Below are 21,148 nucleotides of genomic sequence, written 5' to 3'. Positions count from 1 at the left end.
GCTGGCGACGCCGCCGCACTTCATTCGTTTCGAGGCTTTCATGGCATCCACGCCCCTTTTGTTCATCGACGTCTGGTCGGACTTCGTCTGTCCGTTCTGTTATCTGGAAACGCCGGTGCTCGACCAGTTGCGCAACGCCTACGGGGACGCGGTCGAGATTCGCTGGCACGCGTTCGAGCTGCGTCCGGAGCCCGCGCCGCTGCTCGACCCGAATAGCGAACACATCGCGGAATCGTGGGAGAAGTCGGTGCGCCCGCTCGCCGACGAGCGCGCCCTGCTCATGCGCATGCCGCCCGTCGCGCCGCGCAGCCGCAAGGCGTTCGAGACGGCGCTCTTCGCGCGTGAGTCCGGCCGCTACGATGTTGTGCATCGCGCGATTTTCAAGGCGTACTTCGAGGAAGGAATCGATATCGGCGACACCGACGCGCTGCTGGACATCGCCGCGACCTGTGGCGTCGATCCGGAACTGCTGGAAGAAGCGCTCGATGAAGGCACGTACACCGATCTCGTCGTCGAAGACGAAGAATTCGCTAAGAAGATCGGCGTGACCGGTGTTCCTTTCGCGGTGCTGTCGCGCGAGCCGGCACCCGGGAAAGAGCCGCCGCCGCCCATCGCTCTGCGCGGCGCCGCGCCAGTCCAGCATTTCGAAGCGGCTATCGAGCGGCTGTTTCCTGACGGCTTTCCCGGCAGCTGAACCGATACGCTCGCTGCAGATCGGCTAGCAGTGGTGCTCCGCCATCAACGACTTCAGCGCGATACGCTGCGACGGTTCCAGCGCTTCGAATTCGAGTCCGTACGCGATGCCCGCGTCGCCGGATTGCGCCGCGCCGACGTGGCGCACTAATGCGGATGTGTCGAGCGGTCTCTTCCCCGCTCGACGTTATGCGCATAAACTCGGTCCGCCCTACAACCCCTGCGCCGAAAACGTATCGCACTGCCTAACATCCCCCGTCGACATCCCTCGCCGCAGCCACCGCTGCCGCTGCGCGCTCGTCCCGTGCGTGAACGCTTCCGGCACCACGCGCCCTTGCGTCTCCTGCTGCAAGCGATCATCCCCGATCGCGCCGGCCGCGTTCAAGCCTTGCTCGAAGTCGCCCGGTTCGATGAGCTTCGCATTGTCCCGCTGGGCCACGGCCGCCCACACGCCTGCAAAGCAGTCCGCCTGCAACTCGACGCGCACTGACAACGCATTCGCCTGCTCGCGCGACATCCGCGCACGCGCCTGGTCGACCTTGTCCGAGATGCCGAGGACGTTTTGCACGTGATGCCCCACCTCGTGCGCGATCACATAAGCCTGAGCGAAGTCGCCGCCCGCGCCGAAACGGTCGCGCAATTCGCGGTAGAACGACAAATCGATGTAGACGTTGCGGTCGGCCGGGCAGTAAAACGGCCCCATCGCCGCCTGCCCCATGCCGCACGCCGTCTGCGTGCCGCCTGAGAACAGCACCAGCTTCGGCGCCGGATAGTCCTGATTGAACTGCGTGCGGAAGATGTGCTCCCACGTGCGTTCCGTATTGCCGAGGACGCGGCGCACGAAGACCGCCCCCGGATCATTGGCGGGCGCCGCGTCGCTCGGCGCGGCCTGGCGTTGCGGCGCATTGCCGTGAAGGACTTGCGCGCCGTTGATGATCGTCATCGGATTGATGCCGAAAAAGTACGACGCCGCCAGCGCGATGACGATCGTCCCGATCCCGATCGAGCCGCCGCCAATGCTGAACCCTCCCGATCCGCGCCGGTCTTCGACGTTCTGACTTTCCGCTTCATCATCGAGGCGCATGTTGCTTTCTCCGTTTAGTTGGCGCGTCGCGCGCTGCTCATGAAAGCGATTATCGTACCCGCGCCGGCGCTCTCCTCTGCGCGGCGCGTCCGTCAAAGTTCGTCCGCTTATTTCGACGCGAACGCATTGCCCAATGTCGCTAAAAACGCGTGATGCAGTGCGGTCGATTGTCGCGACAATGCGTGCTCGCGTCGGTCATGCCTCTAGCGCCCGCCGTCTCGAAAACCCCGCCTTATCAAGCATATAGACGCGTCACTGCGCCGAATCTGCGGCATTTGCGCGCAAGCACGTGTCGCTGACGCAGCGCAACACGTCGCGCGATTCGGCGCTACGCTCTGCCTCGTTATCAACGCAAATCAAAACCTGGCCGGCTTGGCCAAGACACGCAACGTAGCAGACGTCATCATGCAATCGACTCCTGAAGCACTCGATCTGGCGCGGATACAGTTCGCGTTCACCGTATCGTTTCACATCATCTTTCCGGCGCTGTCCATCGGGCTCGCGAGCTTTATCGCCGTGCTCGAAGGCGCATGGCTCAAAACCGGCAAACCGGTCTACAAGGAACTGTGCCTTTTCTGGTCGAAGGTCTTCGCAGTCGCATTCGGCATGGGCGTGGTGTCGGGCGTCGTCATGGCGTACGAATTCGGCACCAACTGGGGCGGCTTCTCCAGCTTCGCCGGTCCCGTCACCGGCCCGCTGCTGACGTACGAAGTGATGACCGCCTTTTTCCTCGAAGCGGGCTTCCTCGGCATCATGCTGTTCGGATGGAACAAGGTCGGCCCGAAGGCGCACTTCGGCGCGACGCTGATGGTCGCCATCGGCACGCTCATCTCCACGTTCTGGATTCTCGCTTCGAATAGCTGGATGCAGACGCCGCAAGGCTTTCGCATCGAAGGCGATCACGTCGTGCCGGTCGACTGGTTCGCGATCATCTTCAACCCTTCGTTCCCGTATCGGCTCGCGCACATGGCGATTGCCGCGTTCATCGTGGCGGCGCTCGTCGTCGCGGCAACGGGCGCATGGCATCTGCTGAAAGGCCGGCGCGATCCGGCGATCAAGAAGACGTTTTCGATGGCGCTGTGGCTGCTGCTCGCGCTGACGCCGATTCAGGCGCTCGTCGGCGACGCGCACGGTCTCAACACGCGCGAATATCAGCCGGCGAAGATCGCGGCGATAGAAGGCATCTGGGACACCGAGAAAGGCGGCACGGCGCTCAACGTGTTCGGCATTCCGGACATGCAGGCCGAAACGACCAAGTACGCGGTCCAGATTCCGCATCTCGGCAGCCTGATCCTCACGCACAGCTGGAACGGCGAAATTCGCGGCCTGAAGTCGTTCCCGAAGGATGAGCGCCCCAACTCGACCATCGTGTTCTGGAGCTTTCGCGTGATGGCGGGCCTCGGCGTATTGATGATCGTGATGTCGGTCGCCGGGTGGCTGCTGCATCGCAAGCGCAAGCTGTTCGACGCGCGCTGGTTTCATCGCTTCGCGCTCTTTATGGGCCCGACCGGCTTCATCACGCTGCTCGCGGGCTGGGTCACGACCGAAGCCGGCCGTCAGCCGTGGGTGGTCTATGGCGTGATGCGCACCGCCGATGCCGTCTCGCCCGTCACCGCGCAGCAGGTGGGCGTGTCGCTGCTCGCGTTCGTGGTCGTCTACACGATCGTCTTCGGCACGGGCATCTACTACCTGTTGAAGCTGCTGCGCCACGGTCCCGCGCTGCCGGGCGAGACGCCGCACGCGCCGGCTTCGTCAGCGGGAACCGCGCGCCGCCCGCTTTCGTTGCCCAATCAGTCCATCGAAGGAGCATGACTATGGACCTCACACTCGCCTGGGCCGCGATCATCGCGCTCGGTCTTCTGATGTACGTGGTGCTCGACGGCTTCGACCTCGGCATCGGCATTCTCTTTCCGTTCTTCCCGGACCAGCACGACCGCGACGTGATGATGAACACCGTCGCGCCCGTCTGGGACGGCAATGAGACGTGGCTCGTGCTTGGCGGCGCGGGCCTGTTCGCCGCGTTCCCGATGGTCTATTCCACCGTGCTCTCGGCGCTCTATCTGCCGCTCGTGCTCATGCTCGTGTGCCTGATTTTCCGGGGCGTGTCGTTCGAGATTCGCGCGAAGGCGTCCCGCACCAAGCCGATGTGGGATCTGGCGTTCATCGGCGGTTCGGCGGGCGCGACGTTCTTTCAGGGCGTGGCGCTGGGCGCGTTCCTCGACGGCATTCCGGTCGCGGACGGCCGCTTTGCCGGCGATGCGTTCGGCTGGTTCACGCCGTTTTCGATGTTCACGGGCGGCGCGCTCGTCGTCACGTATGCGCTGCTGGGCGCGTGCTGGCTGATCGCGAAAACCGAGGGCGACTTGCAGCGGCGCATGTACCGAGTCGTGTGGCCGCTGACGCTGCTGCAACTCGCGACGATTGCCGTCGTCAGCGTATGGACGCCGTTGCTCGATGCGAGCATCGCGTCGCGCTGGTTCGACTCGCCGCTTTTCTATCGGATGCTGCCGGTGCCTGCGTTGGTCGTGGCATGCGCCTGGGCAATGCGTCGATCGATTGCATCGCGCCACGAAAAGCGGCCGTTTGCCGTGGCGCTCGGGTTCGTGGTGCTCGGTTACGCGGGCTTGGTCGCGAGCATCTCGCCGCACGATATTTTCCCGGGCGTGTCGATCTGGGATGCGGCCTCGCCGCGGTCGAGCCAGCTATTCACGATTGTCGGCGCGGCGGTGATTCTGCCGGTCATCATCGCGTACACGACGCTGGGCTATTGGGTATTCAGAGGAAAGGTGCGTCATGGCGAACATCACTACCACTGAGCGCGGCGGCGCGGCTGCAATGACGCGTGCGACGAAGCTGTTCTGGTTCGTCGCGCTGTGGATGGCGGGCGTCGGCGGCGCGATGCTGCTCGCGCTGCCGTTCAAGCTGTTGATTCGGCTCGGGACGGCGATTCATTGAACCGCGCTACTTGCGGCGGACGTCAGAAAAACGCCGCCGCAATCGTGCCCGCGACAACCCCGAACGCCACCACTGCCCCCGCCACGAACGCCAGCACTTTCGGCGGAAACGAGCGGGCGAGCATGGCCATCGACGGCACGCTCACCGGCGGCAGCGTCAACAGCAGTGCGCCCGCCGGACCCGCCGCCATGCCGAGCGACAGCATCGCCTGGATGATGGGCACTTCGCCCGCCGTCGGAATGACGAACAGCGTGCCCGCCACCGCGAACGCGACGATCCACAGCGCGCCGTTACCGATATCCGGCCCGATATGCGGAAAGAGCCACGCCCGCGCCGCGCCGAGCAGCAGCACCAGCACGATGTACTCGGGCACGAGCCGCAGCGTCATGCGCCCGAGAATCTTGATCCAGCGCGAGAACGCAGTGCCCGGCTCGTCTTCTTCGATCAGCTTCGCGAGCGCCTCGCGCGATGCCGCCGCCTGCGCGGGCGTCACCATGCGGTTCACCGCGTAGCCGAGACCGAACACCATCAACACGCCGAGCACGAGACGCAAACCGGTCCACTGCCAGCCGAGCACGAAGCCCATGAACACGAGCGCGGCCGGATTCAGGACCGTGTTGCCGAGCCAGAACGCGATCGCCGCGCCCGGCGCCGCCTGACGCGCACGCAGGCCGGCGACGACCGGCGCCGCGCAGCACGTGCACATCATGCCGGGCAAGGACATGAGTCCGCCGTTGATCACGCTGCCGAAGCTATGCTGGCCGAGCGCGCGCGCGACCCATTGCGGCGGAATCAGCGCCTGCACCGCCGAGCCCAGCAACAGGCCAAGCACCATCGCCTGCCAGATGGCCTTGCCGTAGGCCATCGCGTAATCGAGCGCCGCCTGCCACGACGGCTCCGGCGCGCTCGCGGACGCGCCCATCAAAATCGACTTGCCGATGGAATGCTGACTTGCCGCGACGAACGCGCGGTTGTAGTACGGAAACCATTTGACGTAGAAAAGGCCCGCCACGGCGATCAGCAGGAACACCAGCCAGCCGAGCGCGACGCGGGGTTGTCGAAGCGTGGTCATATTCTTTGGTCGAATCGGAAGAAAGAAAATCAGCCGAGCGCAGCGGTCGTGTCGGACAACTGCGCTAGCAGCGCCTTGGCCTGATCGACGCTGTCGGCGTCGTTCGGACGAAACAGCATATGCGCCGCGTGCGGCAACTGCGTGTAGAGCGCCCGGCTGCTGCGGCCGTACGCCGGATCGTAATGGCGGTCGATCAGCTCGGCGAACAGCGCAGCGCGCTCGCCTTCGTCGATCAGCCGATGCCAGTGCTCCACACGCTCGCGGCTATGCAGCGCGACGAGCTTCGCCAACTGCGCCTTGAAGAACGCCGGTTCGTCGAAAAGATGCGCGTAGTCCTGCAACAGAAACGCGATGCGGTCCTCGCGGCGCGCTTCGACTTCCACGCAGGCGGCCGCGTGCAGGCTGTCGAGCAGCGAGTCGGGCGTCGAGATCGAACCGATGCGCCGGCCTTCCGCCTCGATGAAAACGGGTTTGGCCGGATCGAAGCCGCGCAGCGCATGGACGAGCGCGGAATCGAATGCCTTCTGCGACGGCTGCGCGTGCCCCGGCAGCGCGCCGAGCAGCGAGCCGCGATGCGCCGCGAGCCCCTCGAGGTCCAGCACCTGAGCGCCCGCCCGCGCCAGCGCGTGCAAGAGCCGGGTTTTGCCGCTGCCCGTGTGGCCGATCAACGCGATAAAGCGGAATTGCGCCGGCAACGCCGTGAGCCTCTCCAGCACGTCGCGCCGGTAGCTCTTGTAGCCGCCATCGAGCTGCCGCGCCTGCCAGCCGATCATGTTCAGCCACGTCGTCATGGAGCCGGAGCGCTTGCCGCCGCGCCAGCAGTAGATGAGCGGCCGCCAGTTGCGCGGGCGATCCGCGAAGATCGTGTCCAGATGACGGGCGATGTTGCGCGCGACCATGGCCGCGCCGACGCGCGTGGCTTCGAACGGCGACACCTGCTTGTACATGGTGCCGACGATCACGCGCTCCTCGTTTTCGAGCACCGGCGCGTTGATCGCGCCCGGAATGTGGTCCTCGGCAAATTCGAGCGGCGTGCGGACATCGACGATTTCATCGAAATCCTGAAGACGGTCCATTGAAACGAGCAGGTTTTTCACGGAATTTGAGCGCAATTCGGCGGCGGCGAAGCCCGAAATTATCGCACGGGCAGCAAATTCGGTTTTGCGGCGGATTTTTGCGCGCGCCGCGATCCGGTTACAGTAAGGGCATCGCGAATCCGGTCAGGCGGGCAGGAGAATCGATGGGCTATCAGGCAACTATCGGCGTGCGGCGCTACCGTTTCGACGACCTCAAAACGCTGCTCGCCCGCGCGAGCCCGCAGCGGTCGGGCGACGAACTCGCGGGCGTCGCGGCGGCCACCGAAGAGGAGCGCGTCGCCGCGAAGATGGCGCTCGCCGACCTGCCGTTGCGCGCATTCCTCGACGAGCCGCTCATCCCCTATGAGACGGACGAAGTGACGCGGCTGATCGTCGATACGCACGACGCCGCCGCGTTCGCCCGCATCGCGCATCTGACCGTCGGCGAATTGCGCGAATGGCTGCTGTCCGATGCGACCGACACCGCCGCACTCGAAGCCGTGCAAATGGGCCTGACACCCGAAATGGCCGCCGCCGTCTCCAAGCTCATGCGCAATCAGGATCTGATTCTCGCCGCGAGAAAGCGCCCTGTCGTCACGCGCTTTCGGACGACCATCGGGTTGCCGGGCCGGTTGTCGGTGCGCCTCCAGCCGAATCATCCGACGGACGATCCGAAAGGGATCGCCGCCTCCATCCTGGACGGCCTCTTTTACGGCTGCGGCGATGCCGTAATCGGCGTGAATCCAGCGTCCGATTCGCCCGGGGACATTGCCGCGCTGCTCACGATGATGGACGACTTCCGCCAGCGTTACGACGTGCCGATGCAGTCGTGCGTCCTCACGCACGTGACCAACACGCTCGCGGCGATCGAGCACGGCGCGCCCGTCGATCTCGTGTTTCAGTCGATCGCGGGCACCGAGCGCGCCAACGCGAGCTTCGGCGTGTCGCTCGCGCTGTTGCACGAAGCGCACGACGCGGCGCAATCGCTCGCGCGCGGGACCGTCGGCGACAACGTGATGTACTTCGAGACCGGTCAGGGCAGCGCGCTCTCCGCGAACGCGCATCATGGCGTCGACCAGCAGACGTGCGAAGCGCGCGCCTACGCGGTCGCGCGACACTTCCGGCCGCTTCTGACGAATACGGTGGTCGGCTTCATCGGCCCTGAATATCTGTACGACGGGCGGCAGATCATCCGCGCGGGACTCGAAGATCACTTCTGCGGCAAGCTGCTCGGCGTGCCGATGGGCTGCGACATCTGCTACACGAATCACGCGCAGGCCGATCAGGACGATATGGACACGCTTTTGACGCTGCTCGGCGTCGCGAACGTCAATTTCATCATGGGCGTGCCCGGCGCGGACGACGTGATGCTCAACTATCAGAGCACGTCGTTCCACGACGCGTTGTACGTGCGCCGCGTGCTGAATCTGAAGCGCGCGCCGGAGTTCGAGGCGTGGCTCGCGCGAATGCGGGTCACGGATGCGCACGGCGCGCTGCTTCCGCATTCATCGGGCGCAGTGCGGCAACCGCTTCTCGACTGGATCGACTCATGACCGACGACGCCACGCCAAGCCCGGTCGACGCGGACCCTTGGGACGCGCTCAGGCGGTTCACGAACGCGCGGATTGCGCTCGGACGCGCGGGCAACAGCCTGCCGACGGCGCCCCTTCTCGCGTTTCAACTGGCGCACGCGCAGGCGCGCGACGCCGTGCATCAGCCGCTCGACACCGCATCGCTCGGCGAAGCGCTGCGCGCAGCCGGCTTTGCGACGCTCGAAGTCGCGAGCGCCGCGCCGGATCGCGAGCATTATCTGCGTCGCCCTGACCTGGGCCGTATGCTCGACGACGCCAGCGCCGCGCGCCTCGCCGCATACGAAGCCGAGCACGGCGATGCGCCCGATGTCGTGTTCGTCGCCGCCGACGGCCTGTCCGCTTTCGCTGCCCAACGCCACGCCGCGCCGTTGTTGTCCGGGCTGCGCGCCATGCTCGACGGCTGGAACGTCGGCCCCGTCGTCATCGCGACGCAGGCGCGCGTCGCGCTGGGCGACCGCATCGGTGAGCTTTTGCGGGCGCGGATCGTCGTAGTGATGATCGGCGAGCGGCCGGGCCTCAGTTCGCCCGACAGCCTTGGGCTTTACGTCACTTACGAGCCACGCGTCGGACGGATGGACGCCCAGCGCAATTGCATCTCCAACGTGCGCCCCGAAGGACTCGGCTACGATGCCGCCGGGTTCAAGCTGCACTGGCTACTTAAGGAAGCGCGGCGGCTCGGGCTAACGGGCGTCGGATTGAAAGATCACAGCGGTGCGCTGGCGCCGCCTGCGGGCGCGGGGCGGATCGAGGGCTAACGCCGAGCGACGCTCGTCGCTACCGATAAGTAGCCCCGTCAAAGCACGAGCGACCCAGCCGAAATCGCGACGACCAGGAAGATCACGAACAGCACGAGGAAGATGAAGAAGCAAATCTTCGCGATACCAGCCGCACCCGACGACACGCGTCCGAAACCGAAGAAGCCGGCGATGACCGAGATGATTGCAAAGAGAATAGCGAGCTTGAGCATGGACGAACCTTTTTTGTTGTAGATACGCACGCCTCCTGCAAGCCTCGTGCCTCGCCAGATTGTTGGCAGTCCACGCTGAAGACCGTTAGTTGCGAAGTGCGCCGATAAAAAAGCACCGCCAAAAGACGGTGCCCTATCGCCGGATTCACCGCACGCCGCGCGCCGGATTCTCCCCCGCTGCAACAACGGCTGCGCTTGCCGCAGGAACGCGCGTGCGCTTGCCGAGCCAGTTCGCCACCGGCTGGCGCAAACGCGGCACCGAAAGCAGCGCCATGACGGCAACCGCGTCCCCGACCAGCCCGGCCGGCACGTTCACGAGTCCGTCCGTCAGCGTAAAGAGAATCGAATCGACCACGAGCGAAATCACCGCGCCCGCGACGAAGCACACCATGCCGTCGCGCCCTACCGCTCCGATCCACGGCAATCGGTTTGCGACCGCCTTCACGACGCCGTATCGCGCGAGGTTGGTCGCTATCCAGGCAATCGCGAGAAAATTGACGACGCGCGCGCCCGCCAGGTCGCGCTTGAACGCGCTGTCGAGCACGGGCGGCAGCACGAGCAGCTTGTAGTACGCCATGCCGACGATCACCGCGAGCGCGGCGGCGCTGATCGCCCAGCCGAAGCGGTGCGACGCCACGCGCTGATAGACCGGCTGGCAGCGCGCCAGCACCCCGAGCGTGAACATGAGTTGCCAGGCGGCGGGATTGAAGTCCCAGAGGTTATCGTCGACGGACGGCATATATTCGCCGATGCCGGGCGCCAACGACCACAGCGCGAGACTCAGGCCCAGCAGCACCCACGGCTTCGTGCGCGCGAGCGGCAACACGAGCGGCACCGCCAGCGCGAAGAGCGCGTACATCGGCAGGACGGCGGCGAGATACGGCTGGCGCTCGAACGTCAGAATCTGGGCAATCGACGTCACCGGTGCCGCCGTCAGCGTGTCGAGGTCGTGCAGGACGAGATTCGGCGCGTGACCATAGAACGGTCGCAGCAGGAAGGTGGCGACGAGCATCAGCGCGGCGGTGATCAGAAACGCGCGGTAGATCTCGAACGCCCGCCGCACGAAGCGCAGCCCCGCGGCGCGCTCCGACCGGCGCTGAGCCAGCGACGCGTAAGCAGTCGCAGTGGCGAAGCCGCCCAGAAACACGAAGACTTCGGCGGCGTCGTTCAGCGCAAACGCGTGCAACGTGAAGTGGGACAGCACGCTGCCGCCGATATGATCGACGACGATGATCAAGAGCACGAGCCCCCGGAAGAAGTCGAGCTCGACGAGGCGTTGGGATTGTCCGGACATGCGGCGTGACCGTGTGTGCTGCAGAGTGCAGGAGGTGGACGGAGAGCGGCTCGACAGCGGCCGCATCGAAGCATCGGAGTTTACCCGTATTCGTTGCGGCGCATCATCGGAACAGGAGGACTTTTCGGCCTTAGTTCGGTATTTGTCGGTAATTCGCGGCCAACTTGCCGCCAGCGCGACGTTTCAAGGAACCAAGCTGCGGCCAAGGTTTCAAATACCTTTCACTATACCGCTTCGCGGGCTAAGATCACGCCTCTCGCCCTTCCAGGAAAACGCATCGCATGGACTACATTGCCGCCCTCCTCACCGACCCCGCCGCCTGGGCGGCCCTCGCGACGCTCGTCGTGATGGAGGTCGTGCTCGGCATCGACAATCTGATCTTCATCTCCATCCTGACCAACAAGCTGCCGGCCGAGCACCGGGCGCGCACGCAGCGCATCGGCATCGGGCTCGCGCTCGTGATGCGGCTCGGCCTGCTCGGCACCGTCGCGCTGATCGTGCGGCTCACCGCGCCGATCTTCGAGGCGTTCGGCCACGGCTTCTCGTGGCGCGATCTGATCCTGATCGCCGGCGGCGTGTTCCTCGTGTGGAAAGCCACGAGCGAGATCCATCATCATGTCACGCACGACGCCGACGATCACGCCGGGCCCGCATCCGGCGCGCGGCTCACGCCGTTGTCGGCCATCGGCCAGATTTTGCTGCTCGATCTCGTGTTTTCCATCGACAGCATCGTGACTGCGGTCGGCATGACGGAGCACATCCCGATCATGTTCGTCGCGGTCATCGCGGCGGTTTCCGTGATGCTGTTCGCGGCGGGGCCGCTCTCGCGCTTCATCGAACGCAATCCGACCATCGTGATGCTCGCGCTCGGCTTTTTGCTCGTGATCGGCATGACGCTGATCGCGGAAGGCTTCGGCACCCACGTACCGAAGGGCTACATCTATGCCGCGATGGCGTTCTCCGCGCTGGTCGAAGGACTGAACATGCTGGCGCGCCGCGCGACCAGCAAACGCCGCGTTGCGGGGCCGCGCGAGCAGAGGCCGCATTGAGCGTCAGAAGGGCAACTCGCGCTGCGGGTTGTCCTCGGTTGTCTCAGCGGCAGGCGGCATAGGCTGCGCGCGCAGCCATCGCTCGATGGCATCGACCACATGCTGGCGCTCGGCATCGTCGAGCACTTTTCCCGCCGCGATGCCGTGCCATTTGGCGAGACAGGTCCGGCAGCACGTCGCCGTCGCATGCTGCGCGATAAACACGGGATGCCCGCGAAACGGCGTCTGCTTGCCGTCGTTGAGCGGCGCCTGGGGCGCGAGCCGTTTTGCGATCAGTTCATGCGCCTGCGCGACCACCGTTTCCACGCCGCGCTCGCGCACATAGCGGCCTTCGCGCACGCCGAGCGCGAATCGCCGGCGAAACGCGGATTTCGCGAGCGCATCGAACACGGCGTCGAGATCGCGCATGGACGCTCAGTCTTTCGCGTAGAGCGTCGAATCGGCGAAATCGCGAGCGTCGAGCACGCGGCCGACGAGAATCAGCGCCGTGCGCTCCATGCCCGATGCACGCACTTTCTGCGCGATATCGACGAGCGTGCCCTGCACGCGTTCTTCGTCCGGCCAGCTTGCGCGGAAGATCACCGCAACCGGACAGTCCTCGCCGTAATGCGGCAGCAGATCCGCGACGATCCGCTCGATATGCCGCACGCCGAGATGAATGGCGAGCGTCGCGCGATGACGCGCGAGGTCCGCGAGCGATTCACCGGGCGGCATCGACGTTTTCGCCGCATAGCGCGTGAGAATCACCGTCTGCGAGATGCCCGGCAGCGTCAGTTCGCGCCCGAGCGCCGCCGCCGATGCCGCCGTCGCCGTCACGCCCGGCACGACTTCGTAAGGAATCCCTACCATTTCCATGCGACGAATCTGCTCGCCAATCGCGCCGTACAGCGACGGATCGCCCGAATGCACGCGCGCGACATCCTCGCCATTCACGTGCGCTTGCTGCAACAACGCGACGATGGCATCGAGATCGAGTTCCGCCGTATTCACGACGCGATGCGCCCGATGCCCTTCGAGCACGCCTTCCGGCACGAGCGATCCCGCATACAGAATCACGGGGCACGCGCGAATCAGCCTTTGCCCCTTGACGGTGATGAGTTCCGGATCGCCCGGTCCCGCGCCGATGAAATAGACCGTCATGTCAGTGAGAGTCGAGAGCAAGCAGCGCATGAAGCGCGCTCGCGGGGTCGTCGAATTCGCGGTCTGCTTCGGGCAGCGTCGGCCGCGCGAGCATCACCACGGGTAAGTGCCGTTCACGCGCCGCCGCGAGCTTCGCCTCGGTCGCCTTGCCGCCGCTGTTCTTGCTGATGACGACATCGATGCGCGCGGCGTCGAACAATGCGCGCTCGCCGTCGATAACGAACGGACCTCGCGCATCGAGAATGCTGGCGCGCGCCGTTCCTTCATGCGCGCCGAGACAGCGAATGGTCCAGTGCTGCGACGCGGGGATCTCGTCGAGATGCTTGAGCGGCTCGCGTCCGAGCGTGAACAGCGGCCGGCGAAACGGCGCGATGCGCTCGACGATGCCGCGCCAGTCAGCCGCATCGCGCCAGTCGTCGCCGGGCTGCGGCTGCCATGCGGCCCGGCGCACGGCCCAGAGCGGCACATCCGCCAGCGTGCAGGCTTCGCGCGCATGGCGGCTCATTTGCGCGGCATATGGATGCGTGGCGTCGATGACGAGCGTGATCCGCTCAGCATGCAGATAATCGACGAGACCCGCCACGCCGCCGAAGCCGCCCACGCGCACGGCACAGGCGAGATCCGTCGGCACGCGAGCAAGTCCCGCGAGACTGTAGACGTGCGGCGCGCCCATGTTGCGCGCGATGGCGAGCGCGTCGCCCGTGCCGCCCAACAGCAACGCGCGCGTCATGCGGCGCTCCCGACGATCACGCCTTGCCTGTCGATTGCAAACGTCTCGACGATCACGCCGCTCGGCACGGTATCGAGCGCCACGTCGCGCGCGCGCGCGCAGACGAGGTCGCCCAGCGCGATGCCTTCGGCGCGCGCCAGCTTCAGCGCTTCCTGACTCGTATTCGCCGCGCGGATGGCCGACTGTAGCGCCCCGCTCGCGCCCGCCTCCGCAGCCCAGCAGGCCAACAACGGCAAGTCGATGCTGGAGCTGCGGCTATGTAGATCCATGTGTCCCGCCGCGAGCTTGCTGAGTTTGCCGAAGCCGCCGCACAGACTAAGCTTCTCGACCGGCGCGCGACGCAGATGCTTGAGCACCGCGCCCGCGAAGTCGCCCATTTGGATCAACGCGATATCCGGCAAGCCGTAGCGCGCGCGCATCGCGTCTTCGCTCTGATTGCCGGTGCAGGCCGCGATATGCCGCACGCCGTTCGCGCGCGCCACGTCGATGCCCTGATGAATCGAGGCGATATACGCCGAACACGAAAACGGCCGGACGATGCCCGTGGTGCCGAGTATCGACAAGCCGCCCACGATGCCGAGCCGCGGGTTCATCGTCTTTTGCGCGAGCGCTTCGCCATGCTCGACGCCTATCGTCACATCGAAGCCGCCCGCATAGTCCGCGAGTGGCGCGAGCGCGAGAAGATGCTCGGTCATCATCTTGCGCGGCACGGGGTTGATGGCCGGATCGCCGATGGCAAGCGCGAGGCCCGCTCGCGTCACCGTGCCCACGCCCGGTCCGGCGTGAAAGCGCACGCCCGTATCCGCCGAGAGACGCACGCGCGCAAACACGAGCGCGCCGTGCGTCACATCTGGATCGTCGCCTGCATCCTTGATGACGCCCGCTTCCGCCGCATCGCGCATGCCGTCGACCGCGCGGCAGAATTCGAGCTTCATCGTGACGCGCTGGCCCTTGGGCAACACGATCTCCGCGCGATCGCTCGCCTGCCCGGTCAGCAACAGACGCGCGGCGGCGAGGCTCGTCGCGGTCGCGCAGCTTCCGGTCGTGTAGCCGCTTCTGAGCGGCGCGGGTTGTTCCGGTGTCTCGTCACGCATGTTGATGAGCGTCGAATGCGGTCAAGGCTTGCTTGCGCAGAGCAGCGTGATGGGCAACGCTTGCCGCCAGGTATCGAAGCCGCCGAGCGGCTCCGCGAGCGCCACGCCGATGCGCAGGAGTTCACCGCCATGCCGCGCGCGCCAGTCGACGAGCGCGGCTTCGCTTTGCAGCGTGACCGCGTTCGCAACCAGCCGGCCACCCTGACGCAGCCGCGACCAGCACATATCGAGCACGCCCGGCACGGTCACGCCGCCGCCGATGAACACGACGTCGGGCGCGGGAAGGCCAGCGAGTGCGGCGGGCGCCTCGCCCTTGACGAGCTGAAGCGCGGGCACGCCGAGCGCATCGCGGTTATGTTCGATCAGACGCTGCCGGCCCTCGTTCGCTTCGATGGCGATGGCGCGGCAGGACACATGCGCGCGCATCCATTCGATGCCGATCGACCCGCAGCCCGCGCCCACGTCCCACAGCAGTTCGCGCGGCTGCGGCGCAAGGCGCGCGAGCGTGACGGCACGCACATCGCGCTTGGTCAACTGGCCGTCGTGACGATACGCGTCGTCGGGCAGGCCGGGCGTGAGCGGCGGACCGGCATGGCCCGCATGCGTGCGGCATTCGATGGCCACGAGATTGAGCGACGCCACGAAGGGCTCGCGCCAGTCGTCCGCGCGCTCGTCGATGCGGCGTTCGTTCGCGCCGCCGAGATGCTCGAAGACCGTCATGCGGCTCGGGCCGAATCCATGCGCCGTCAAGAGCGAAGCGATGGCAGCGGGCGTCGCGCCGTCCGCGCTCAGGACAAGCAGGCGCTCGCCGCGAAACACATGCGCAAGCAGCGAAGCAACGGGCCGCCCGACAAGCGACACGCAGCGCGCGTCCTGCAACGCCCACTGCAAACGGGCAGCGGCGAGCGACAGCGACGAAGGCGCGGGAATCACGCGCATCTCGTCGACGGAAAGCTCGCGAGCGAGCGTCGCGCCGACGCCGAAGAACATGGGGTCGCCGCTCGCGAGCACGCATACGGGCGTGCCGCGCGTGCGCTCGGCGAGCACGGCATCGAGAGAAAACGGGCTCGGCCACGGCACGCGGCGCGCGGGTATACGCGCAGGCAAGAGCGCGAGATGACGCTCGCCGCCGTGTATCGCGCCGGCCTCGACAAGCGCGCGTCGCGCCGCGCGGCTCAGGCCCTGCCAGCCGTCCTCGCCGATGCCTATCACGGTCAGCCAGCTCGACATGAGACGTGCCCTCCTTGCGGTTCGCGACGCGCTTCATGCGACGATACCGGGCACGAAGCGTTCTGATGGTCGATAAAAGCGGGCATAATACATCGGTACGTCGGTGCCCAACGGTTCAACCCGCGGGCCTAACAGGGAACACAGCGAAACTGTGGCTGCCCCCGCAATTGTACGCAGCGAGTCCGCGCTCCACTGCCACTGGTTTATACCGGGAAGGCCGGCGCGGGCGCAGACCTGCCAGCCAAGAGACCTGCCGACTCACGCTTTCCAAGCTATACACGCTCAGCACGCTTTACACGCAATATTCGCGCGACGCCGTCCGGGCGGGGTGTACCGGTGGCATCGCCCGAAGCGAGAATCGCACCGGTCACGCTTTTGAACGCTTCTTTTCCGACACCGCGGCCCTCGGCTTGTCCCGGCCTCATGCGCATCGTGCAGGCGCGCGACGGCGGGCTCGCGCGCCTCCGTCTTGCAGGCGGCGAACTCCGCGCGCACGCGGCGCATGCCGTCGCGCGGGCGGCCGTACAGTGCGGCTCGGGCGTCATCGAGCTGACCAATCGCGCGAATCTGCAACTGCGCGGCATTCGTGACGATGCCCACGCGGAACTCGTCGATATCGCGCTGAACGCGGGCCTCGGTCCGCACACTGAAGGCGGCGACGACTTGCGCAACGTGATGCTGAGTCCGCTCGCGAGCGACGCCACGCGCGGCCTTGCCGCCGCCATCGTCACCGCCATGCAGGGCGATGCCGCGCTGCACGCGTTGTCGCCGAAGTTCGCGCTGCAACTCGACGGCGGCGAACGGCTCGCGATGCTCGATCATGCGCACGATCTCTGGCTTTCCGCGCTCGACGACGGCACGCGTTACGCGTTCGGCTTCGCTGGTGCGATCCCGCACCGTGATAGCGACTCGCCCGCGCTCGGCAGCATCGCGCGCGAGCATGTCGTGGACTTCGTGATCGCGGCGCTGCGCGCGTTCGTTGCGCTCGCTTCGAACGACGAGCATCGCATGCGTGAGTTGCTCGCGCGAATCGGCGTGACGCGTTTTCTCGCGATGCTTTCGTTCGATCCCGTCGACACTGCCTGGCGTCGCGCGCCTGTCAACGACGCGCTGCGCTTCGGCGCGCATCCGATGCCGAATGGCGCAAACTGGCATGTCGGCGCGCAGACGCAACTCGGACGGCTCGACGCCGCCACGCTCGACGCGCTCGCCGATCTTGCTTCGACGCACGCGCAAGGCCGGCTCTTGATGACGCCCTGGCAAGGCGTGCTCATGCCTGACGTGATGCCGCGAGATACGGAACACGTGCTCGACCGCATGAACGCGCTCGGGCTTATCACGCGCGCAGACGATCCGCTTGCACGCCTCATCGCGTGCGCCGGTTCGCCGGGCTGCGCGAAGAGTCGCGCCGATACCAAAGCCGACGCTCACCGCCTCGCCGCGCTGCTGCCTGTACACGACGATGTGCATATAAGCGGCTGCGAACGCTCGTGCGCCGCCGCGCATCCCGTCGCGAACACATTGATTGCGGTGTCGACCGGACGCTATGACTTGCATGTCGACGCGCGCCTCGTCGCACCAAACGTATCCATCGAAGAGGCGGCCGCGTGGCTCGCCCGGAGCCATGCCGATGCTTGACTATATCCGCGACGGCGCCGAGATTTATCGCCAGTCCTTCGCGACGATCCGCGCCGAAGCGAACCTGAGCGCGATTCCGCGCGACCTCGAAAAGCTCGCCGTGCGGCTGATTCACGCGTGCGGCATGGTGGATATCGTCGACGATCTGCGCTTCTCTCCCGGCGCGGGCGACGCGGGCCGCACGGCCCTCGCAGCCGGCGCGCCGATACTCTGCGATGCCCGCATGGTCGCGCACGGCATTACCGAGGCGCGTCTTCCGGCCGATAACCGCATCATCTGCACGCTCGGCGATCCGTCCGTGCCCGAGCGCGCCCGCGCCATGCGCAACACGCGTTCTGCCGCTGCGCTCGAACTATGGCGGCCGCATCTGCAAGGCGCGGTCGTCGCGATAGGCAACGCGCCCACCGCGCTCTTTCATCTGCTCGACATGCTCGATGCCGGCGCGCCGAAGCCCGCGCTCATTCTCGGGTTCCCGGTCGGCTTTATCGGCGCTGCCGAATCGAAGGCGATGCTCGCAGCCGACAGCCGCGGCGTGCCCTTCGTCGCATTACACGGACGACGCGGCGGCAGCGCGATGGCCGCCGCCGCAGTGAACGCACTTGCTTCGGAGAACGAATAATGAGCGGACGCCTGTATGGTCTCGGCGTCGGTCCGGGCGACCCCGAACTCATCACCGTGAAAGCGCTGCGGCTTCTGAAGTCTGCGCCGGTGGTCGCGTATTTCGTCGCGAAGGGCAAGAAGGGCAACGCGTTCGGCATCATCGAAGCGCATCTCGACGACGCGCAGACACGCCTGCCGCTCGTGTATCCGGTGACGACCGAAGTGCTAGAACCGCCGCTGTGCTACGAGACGATCATCAGCGCGTTCTACGATGAAGCCGCGCTCGCCATTGCCGATCATCTCGAAGCGGGCCGCGATGTGGCAGTGATCTGCGAAGGCGATCCCTTCTTCTACGGGTCGTACATGTATCTGCACGACCGTCTCGCCGGACGTTTCGATGCGCATGTCGTGCCCGGCGTATGTTCGATGCTGGGCGGCGTGTCCGTGCTCGGCGTGCCGCTCGTTTATCGCAATCAGAGTCTCTGCGTGCTGTCCGGCGTGCTGCCGGAAGACGAGTTGAAGTGCAAGCTCGAAGCATCGGATGCAGCCGTCGTGATGAAGCTCGGCCGCAACTTCGACAAGGTGCGGCGCGTGCTCACCGATCTGGGGCTGGACAAGCGCGCGCTTTATGTCGAACGCGCGACGATGGCGAATCAACGGATCGTGCCGCTCGATGAAGTGGATCCGATGGCGTCGCCCTATTTCTCGCTGCTCGTCGTGCCGGGGAAGAAATGGCAGGCATGAACGCGGCGTCATCAGTCGCGATCGTCGTGCTCGGCGAAAGCGCGCTTCCTGTCGCGCGCCGCATTCAGGCGCGTTATCCCGGGTCGCTCGTGCATGGTCTCGCCAATCGCACCCATGCCGATATTGCCTACGACGATTTCGGCGCGCACGTGCGAGCGCTTTATCTTGCCGCCACGCCTATCGTCGCGCTGTGCGCGGCAGGCATCGTGATTCGCTCGCTCGCGCCTTGTCTCACGAACAAAGGCGCGGAGCCGCCGGTGCTCGCGGTCGCGCAGGATGGCAGCGCCGTCGTGCCGCTGCTCGGCGGCACGAGCGGCGTGAATGTGCTGGCGCGCGAGATCGCCGCGGCGCTCGATGTCACGCCCGCGATCACGACGAGCGGCGAACTTCGCTTCGGCATGTGCCTGCTTGCTCCGCCCGATGGCTACGCGCTGGCGGATATGGAGCGTGGCAAGCGCTTCGTGTCCGACTTGCTCGCGGGCGAAACGACGCGCATAGAAGGTCATGCACCGTGGCTCGATCACGCCGACTTGCCTCGCGCTCAAGACGCGCGCCTTGCAGTGCGCGTCACGCCGCATGTGATGAACGATGAGCGCAGTCTCGTGATTCATCCGCGTTGCGTGGCCGCGTGGATCGATGCGCCGGACGATGCGATCGCTGATCGCGTTCGGCATGCATTGCGCGAACACGGACTGTCGCCGCTTGCACTGGTCGCGCTGGTCGCAACGACAGAAAGCACGACGTTCGATGCGCTCAGCGATGCTGCCAACGCGCTCGACGTGCCGCTTCGCTTCAGCAACGAACCGCCGCCCCATGACGCGCTTCGTGCGCACGGAATCGCGCTGAGCGTGGCCGAAGCGCCGATAGATGTCGAGTCCATCGGTCGCGCGCGCGGCACGTTGACGGTCATCGGACTCGGTCCCGGCAGCGCAGACTTGATGACGCCTGCCGCAAGAGTTGCACTCGATTCCGCGCAGGACGTTCTCGGCTACGAGACGTACGTGCGCATGGCCGGCCCCTTTCGCGCAGAGCAGCGCATTCACATGACCGACAACCGCGAGGAGTTGCAGCGCGCACGCCATGCGTTCGAACTCGCGAGCGAAGGGCGAAAGGTCGTGATCGTATCGTCGGGCGATCCCGGCGTCTTCGCGATGGCTGCCGCCGTACTCGAAGCGCTCGACGAAGGACGCGCGACGCATGCCGGATGGGCCGCCGTGAAACTCGCTATCGTGCCGGGCGTATCCGCATCGCTCGCAACGGCCGCGCGCGCGGGCGCGCCGCTCGGCCATGACTTCTGCGTGCTGTCGCTCTCCGACAACCTCAAGCCCTGGGACGTGATCGAGCATCGCATTCGGCATGCAAGCGAAGCGGATCTCGTGATGGCGTTCTATAACCCGCTATCGAAGGCGCGACCCTGGCAGTTTGATCGCGCAATCGACATCGTGCGCGAGCATCGCGACGCGGCGACGCCCGTCGTGCTCGGCCGCGACGTGGGACGTCCAGCGGAAACGATGCGTGTCGTGACGCTCGGCGAATTGCACGGCGGTCTCGTCGATATGCGAACGATGGTGATCGTCGGGTCGTCGAAGACGCGCGTGATCGGCGACGGCGAATGGGTTTATACGCCTCGCTCGTATTGAAGCGATTCGGCGGGTATGTGCTGCGCGCGCCAGTCGAGCGCGAGCGCGTGCGCCGCGCCGACCCGCACGCGTCCTTCCTCGAAATCCACCACGACGATACGGTCGGCCAGCGGGGGCGCTGCGGGCCGTTCGTTCGTGCGTCCATCGCTCAACAGCCACAACCAGCGGCGTTGCGAAGGCTTGCGACGCGCGGCCCGCGCCAGCACCGTCGATGCCGTCGCTAACCCAAGCGTGAGTGGCGTGCCGCCTCCGCCGCCAATCGGCGCAATCCAGCGGTCATTGAACCAATGCGCCGTTCCGGGTTGACGACGCACTTCAGCGCGTCCCCCGCCGAAGCACACCAGCGCGACCTCCGCACGTTCCCGATACGCGCGGTCGAACAACGCGATCAGCAAGCCCTTCGCGCGCGCAAGACGTTCGCCGCCGAGCATCGAGCCGGAGCAATCGAGCACGAAGCAATGCAGCGCGGATGCTTCGCCTTGGCCACGTCGATAGCGCAAGTGACCGGCATCGAAGCGAGCATTGCGTTTGGCGCGCAGTGTCGCCATCC

At 66.0% G+C, this 21,148-nt stretch carries 22 protein-coding genes and 1 riboswitch; of the genes, 11 read left to right on the top strand and 11 right to left on the bottom strand.

From position 1 onward, the window contains the following. Positions 1–40: 40 nt before the first annotated feature. Positions 41–694 (top strand): DsbA family protein, encoded by a 654-nt coding sequence (locus LDZ26_RS15970; RefSeq protein ID WP_206468357.1) that lies wholly within the window; start codon positions 41–43, stop codon positions 692–694. A 210-nt stretch (positions 695–904) separates the two neighbouring features. Here the strand turns inward: LDZ26_RS15970 and LDZ26_RS15965 are convergent, their stop codons facing one another. Then, on the bottom strand, positions 905–1,777 hold the full coding sequence (locus LDZ26_RS15965) for a neutral zinc metallopeptidase (protein ID WP_244850123.1): 873 nt from the start codon (positions 1,775–1,777) through the stop codon (positions 905–907). A 405-nt stretch (positions 1,778–2,182) separates the two neighbouring features. On the opposite strand from LDZ26_RS15965, the gene LDZ26_RS15960 reads away from it, so the two are divergent. The 3 genes from LDZ26_RS15960 to LDZ26_RS15950 are packed head-to-tail and all read left to right on the top strand — an operon-like array spanning position 2,183 to position 4,732. Then, positions 2,183–3,589 (top strand): cytochrome ubiquinol oxidase subunit I, encoded by a 1,407-nt coding sequence (locus LDZ26_RS15960; protein WP_244850121.1) that lies wholly within the window; start codon positions 2,183–2,185, stop codon positions 3,587–3,589. A gap of 2 nt (positions 3,590–3,591) precedes the next feature. Continuing rightward, positions 3,592–4,593, top strand: a complete 1,002-nt coding sequence (gene cydB, locus LDZ26_RS15955; protein ID WP_244850119.1) for a cytochrome d ubiquinol oxidase subunit II — start codon at positions 3,592–3,594, stop codon at positions 4,591–4,593. Continuing rightward, entirely contained in the window at positions 4,571–4,732 is a 162-nt protein-coding gene (locus tag LDZ26_RS15950; protein WP_244850117.1) for a hypothetical protein, read from the top strand. The genes cydB and LDZ26_RS15950 overlap by 23 nt, the downstream gene beginning before the upstream one ends. A gap of 22 nt (positions 4,733–4,754) precedes the next feature. Here LDZ26_RS15950 and LDZ26_RS15945 read toward each other — a convergent pair whose 3' ends face one another. Further along, complete coding sequence (locus LDZ26_RS15945; protein ID WP_244850114.1) at positions 4,755–5,804, bottom strand: permease; 1,050 nt, start codon at positions 5,802–5,804, stop codon at positions 4,755–4,757. Between the two features lie 29 nt (positions 5,805–5,833). Further along, positions 5,834–6,901, bottom strand: coding sequence for a tRNA 2-selenouridine(34) synthase MnmH (mnmH, locus tag LDZ26_RS15940; protein ID WP_244850113.1), 1,068 nt, complete (start codon positions 6,899–6,901; stop codon positions 5,834–5,836). Positions 6,902–7,044: 143 nt separating this feature from the next. Between mnmH and LDZ26_RS15935 the strand changes: the two genes are divergently transcribed. Together LDZ26_RS15935 and eutC are read left to right on the top strand one after the other, a co-directional pair. After that, entirely contained in the window at positions 7,045–8,433 is a 1,389-nt protein-coding gene (locus LDZ26_RS15935; protein WP_244850112.1) for an ethanolamine ammonia-lyase subunit EutB, read from the top strand. Then, positions 8,430–9,227: an ethanolamine ammonia-lyase subunit EutC gene (gene eutC, locus LDZ26_RS15930; RefSeq protein ID WP_244850111.1), complete on the top strand. Its 798-nt coding sequence runs from the start codon at positions 8,430–8,432 to the stop codon at positions 9,225–9,227. Before LDZ26_RS15935 ends, eutC begins: the two co-directional genes overlap by 4 nt. A gap of 38 nt (positions 9,228–9,265) precedes the next feature. Here the strand turns inward: eutC and LDZ26_RS15925 are convergent, their stop codons facing one another. Continuing rightward, the gene (locus tag LDZ26_RS15925) at positions 9,266–9,439 is read right to left on the bottom strand and encodes a DUF1328 domain-containing protein (RefSeq protein WP_244816255.1); all 174 of its coding nucleotides are present in this window, start codon (positions 9,437–9,439) and stop codon (positions 9,266–9,268) included. Between the two features lie 145 nt (positions 9,440–9,584). Further along, positions 9,585–10,733 carry an OpgC domain-containing protein gene (locus tag LDZ26_RS15920; protein WP_244850110.1) on the bottom strand — a complete coding sequence of 383 codons (1,149 nt, stop codon included), beginning with the start codon at positions 10,731–10,733 and terminating at the stop codon, positions 9,585–9,587. Between the two features lie 281 nt (positions 10,734–11,014). Between LDZ26_RS15920 and LDZ26_RS15915 the strand changes: the two genes are divergently transcribed. Continuing rightward, a complete protein-coding gene (locus tag LDZ26_RS15915) occupies positions 11,015–11,782 on the top strand; it encodes a TerC family protein (protein WP_244850109.1) in 768 nt (255 codons plus the stop codon). Positions 11,783–11,785: 3 nt separating this feature from the next. Here the strand turns inward: LDZ26_RS15915 and LDZ26_RS15910 are convergent, their stop codons facing one another. The 5 genes from LDZ26_RS15910 to cbiE are packed head-to-tail and all read right to left on the bottom strand — an operon-like array spanning position 11,786 to position 15,976. Next, complete coding sequence (locus LDZ26_RS15910) at positions 11,786–12,190, bottom strand: DUF4186 domain-containing protein (protein WP_244850108.1); 405 nt, start codon at positions 12,188–12,190, stop codon at positions 11,786–11,788. 6 nt (positions 12,191–12,196) lie between these two features. Beyond that, positions 12,197–12,922, bottom strand: a complete 726-nt coding sequence (gene cobM, locus LDZ26_RS15905; protein WP_244850107.1) for a precorrin-4 C(11)-methyltransferase — start codon at positions 12,920–12,922, stop codon at positions 12,197–12,199. 1 nt (position 12,923) lies between these two features. Continuing rightward, a complete protein-coding gene (locus LDZ26_RS15900) occupies positions 12,924–13,652 on the bottom strand; it encodes a cobalt-precorrin-6A reductase (protein ID WP_244850106.1) in 729 nt (242 codons plus the stop codon). Further along, positions 13,649–14,746, bottom strand: coding sequence for a cobalt-precorrin-5B (C(1))-methyltransferase (locus LDZ26_RS15895; protein ID WP_244850105.1), 1,098 nt, complete (start codon positions 14,744–14,746; stop codon positions 13,649–13,651). The genes LDZ26_RS15900 and LDZ26_RS15895 overlap by 4 nt, the downstream gene beginning before the upstream one ends. 21 nt (positions 14,747–14,767) lie before the next feature. Next, positions 14,768–15,976, bottom strand: a complete 1,209-nt coding sequence (gene cbiE, locus LDZ26_RS15890; RefSeq protein ID WP_244850104.1) for a precorrin-6y C5,15-methyltransferase (decarboxylating) subunit CbiE — start codon at positions 15,974–15,976, stop codon at positions 14,768–14,770. Between the two features lie 84 nt (positions 15,977–16,060). Further along, positions 16,061–16,249, top strand: a riboswitch (cobalamin riboswitch). A 150-nt stretch (positions 16,250–16,399) separates the two neighbouring features. Here cbiE and cobG point away from each other — a divergent pair. Genes cobG through cobJ form a run of 4 tightly spaced genes read left to right on the top strand, consistent with a single transcriptional unit; the run spans position 16,400 to position 20,598 of the window. Next, entirely contained in the window at positions 16,400–17,614 is a 1,215-nt protein-coding gene (cobG, locus tag LDZ26_RS15885; protein WP_244850103.1) for a precorrin-3B synthase, read from the top strand. Next, positions 17,607–18,233, top strand: a complete 627-nt coding sequence (locus LDZ26_RS15880) for a precorrin-8X methylmutase (RefSeq protein ID WP_244850102.1) — start codon at positions 17,607–17,609, stop codon at positions 18,231–18,233. Before cobG ends, LDZ26_RS15880 begins: the two co-directional genes overlap by 8 nt. Further along, positions 18,233–18,958, top strand: coding sequence for a precorrin-2 C(20)-methyltransferase (locus LDZ26_RS15875; protein WP_244850101.1), 726 nt, complete (start codon positions 18,233–18,235; stop codon positions 18,956–18,958). Before LDZ26_RS15880 ends, LDZ26_RS15875 begins: the two co-directional genes overlap by 1 nt. Beyond that, the gene (cobJ, locus tag LDZ26_RS15870; RefSeq protein WP_370650728.1) at positions 18,955–20,598 is read left to right on the top strand and encodes a precorrin-3B C(17)-methyltransferase; all 1,644 of its coding nucleotides are present in this window, start codon (positions 18,955–18,957) and stop codon (positions 20,596–20,598) included. Before LDZ26_RS15875 ends, cobJ begins: the two co-directional genes overlap by 4 nt. Here cobJ and LDZ26_RS15865 read toward each other — a convergent pair. Further along, positions 20,577–21,146 carry a VWA domain-containing protein gene (locus LDZ26_RS15865; RefSeq protein ID WP_244850099.1) on the bottom strand — a complete coding sequence of 190 codons (570 nt, stop codon included), beginning with the start codon at positions 21,144–21,146 and terminating at the stop codon, positions 20,577–20,579. The two genes, cobJ and LDZ26_RS15865, sit on opposite strands and share 22 nt — an antisense overlap. Between the last annotated feature and the right edge of the window lie 2 nt (positions 21,147–21,148).

This window comes from Caballeronia sp. SL2Y3, assembly GCF_022879575.1.
Lineage (GTDB): Bacteria > Pseudomonadota > Gammaproteobacteria > Burkholderiales > Burkholderiaceae > Caballeronia.
This window is presented reverse-complemented; position numbering and strand designations above follow the sequence as displayed.

What these genes read in the sequence shown, in the direction of transcription:
- LDZ26_RS15970 (WP_206468357.1), top strand. Translation starts at nt 41, where the DNA reads ATGGCATCCACGCCCCTTTTGTTCATCGACGTCTGGTCGGACTTCGTC.
- LDZ26_RS15965 (WP_244850123.1), bottom strand. Translation starts at nt 1,777, where the DNA reads ATGCGCCTCGATGATGAAGCGGAAAGTCAGAACGTCGAAGACCGGCGC.
- LDZ26_RS15960 (WP_244850121.1), top strand. Translation starts at nt 2,183, where the DNA reads ATGCAATCGACTCCTGAAGCACTCGATCTGGCGCGGATACAGTTCGCG.
- cydB (WP_244850119.1), top strand. Translation starts at nt 3,592, where the DNA reads ATGGACCTCACACTCGCCTGGGCCGCGATCATCGCGCTCGGTCTTCTG.
- LDZ26_RS15950 (WP_244850117.1), top strand. Translation starts at nt 4,571, where the DNA reads ATGGCGAACATCACTACCACTGAGCGCGGCGGCGCGGCTGCAATGACG.
- LDZ26_RS15945 (WP_244850114.1), bottom strand. Translation starts at nt 5,804, where the DNA reads ATGACCACGCTTCGACAACCCCGCGTCGCGCTCGGCTGGCTGGTGTTC.
- LDZ26_RS15935 (WP_244850112.1), top strand. Translation starts at nt 7,045, where the DNA reads ATGGGCTATCAGGCAACTATCGGCGTGCGGCGCTACCGTTTCGACGAC.
- eutC (WP_244850111.1), top strand. Translation starts at nt 8,430, where the DNA reads ATGACCGACGACGCCACGCCAAGCCCGGTCGACGCGGACCCTTGGGAC.
- LDZ26_RS15925 (WP_244816255.1), bottom strand. Translation starts at nt 9,439, where the DNA reads ATGCTCAAGCTCGCTATTCTCTTTGCAATCATCTCGGTCATCGCCGGC.
- LDZ26_RS15920 (WP_244850110.1), bottom strand. Translation starts at nt 10,733, where the DNA reads ATGTCCGGACAATCCCAACGCCTCGTCGAGCTCGACTTCTTCCGGGGG.
- LDZ26_RS15915 (WP_244850109.1), top strand. Translation starts at nt 11,015, where the DNA reads ATGGACTACATTGCCGCCCTCCTCACCGACCCCGCCGCCTGGGCGGCC.
- LDZ26_RS15910 (WP_244850108.1), bottom strand. Translation starts at nt 12,190, where the DNA reads ATGCGCGATCTCGACGCCGTGTTCGATGCGCTCGCGAAATCCGCGTTT.
- cobM (WP_244850107.1), bottom strand. Translation starts at nt 12,922, where the DNA reads ATGACGGTCTATTTCATCGGCGCGGGACCGGGCGATCCGGAACTCATC.
- LDZ26_RS15900 (WP_244850106.1), bottom strand. Translation starts at nt 13,652, where the DNA reads ATGACGCGCGCGTTGCTGTTGGGCGGCACGGGCGACGCGCTCGCCATC.
- LDZ26_RS15895 (WP_244850105.1), bottom strand. Translation starts at nt 14,746, where the DNA reads ATGCGTGACGAGACACCGGAACAACCCGCGCCGCTCAGAAGCGGCTAC.
- cbiE (WP_244850104.1), bottom strand. Translation starts at nt 15,976, where the DNA reads ATGTCGAGCTGGCTGACCGTGATAGGCATCGGCGAGGACGGCTGGCAG.
- cobG (WP_244850103.1), top strand. Translation starts at nt 16,400, where the DNA reads ATGCGCATCGTGCAGGCGCGCGACGGCGGGCTCGCGCGCCTCCGTCTT.
- LDZ26_RS15880 (WP_244850102.1), top strand. Translation starts at nt 17,607, where the DNA reads ATGCTTGACTATATCCGCGACGGCGCCGAGATTTATCGCCAGTCCTTC.
- LDZ26_RS15875 (WP_244850101.1), top strand. Translation starts at nt 18,233, where the DNA reads ATGAGCGGACGCCTGTATGGTCTCGGCGTCGGTCCGGGCGACCCCGAA.
- cobJ (WP_370650728.1), top strand. Translation starts at nt 18,955, where the DNA reads ATGAACGCGGCGTCATCAGTCGCGATCGTCGTGCTCGGCGAAAGCGCG.
- LDZ26_RS15865 (WP_244850099.1), bottom strand. Translation starts at nt 21,146, where the DNA reads ATGGCGACACTGCGCGCCAAACGCAATGCTCGCTTCGATGCCGGTCAC.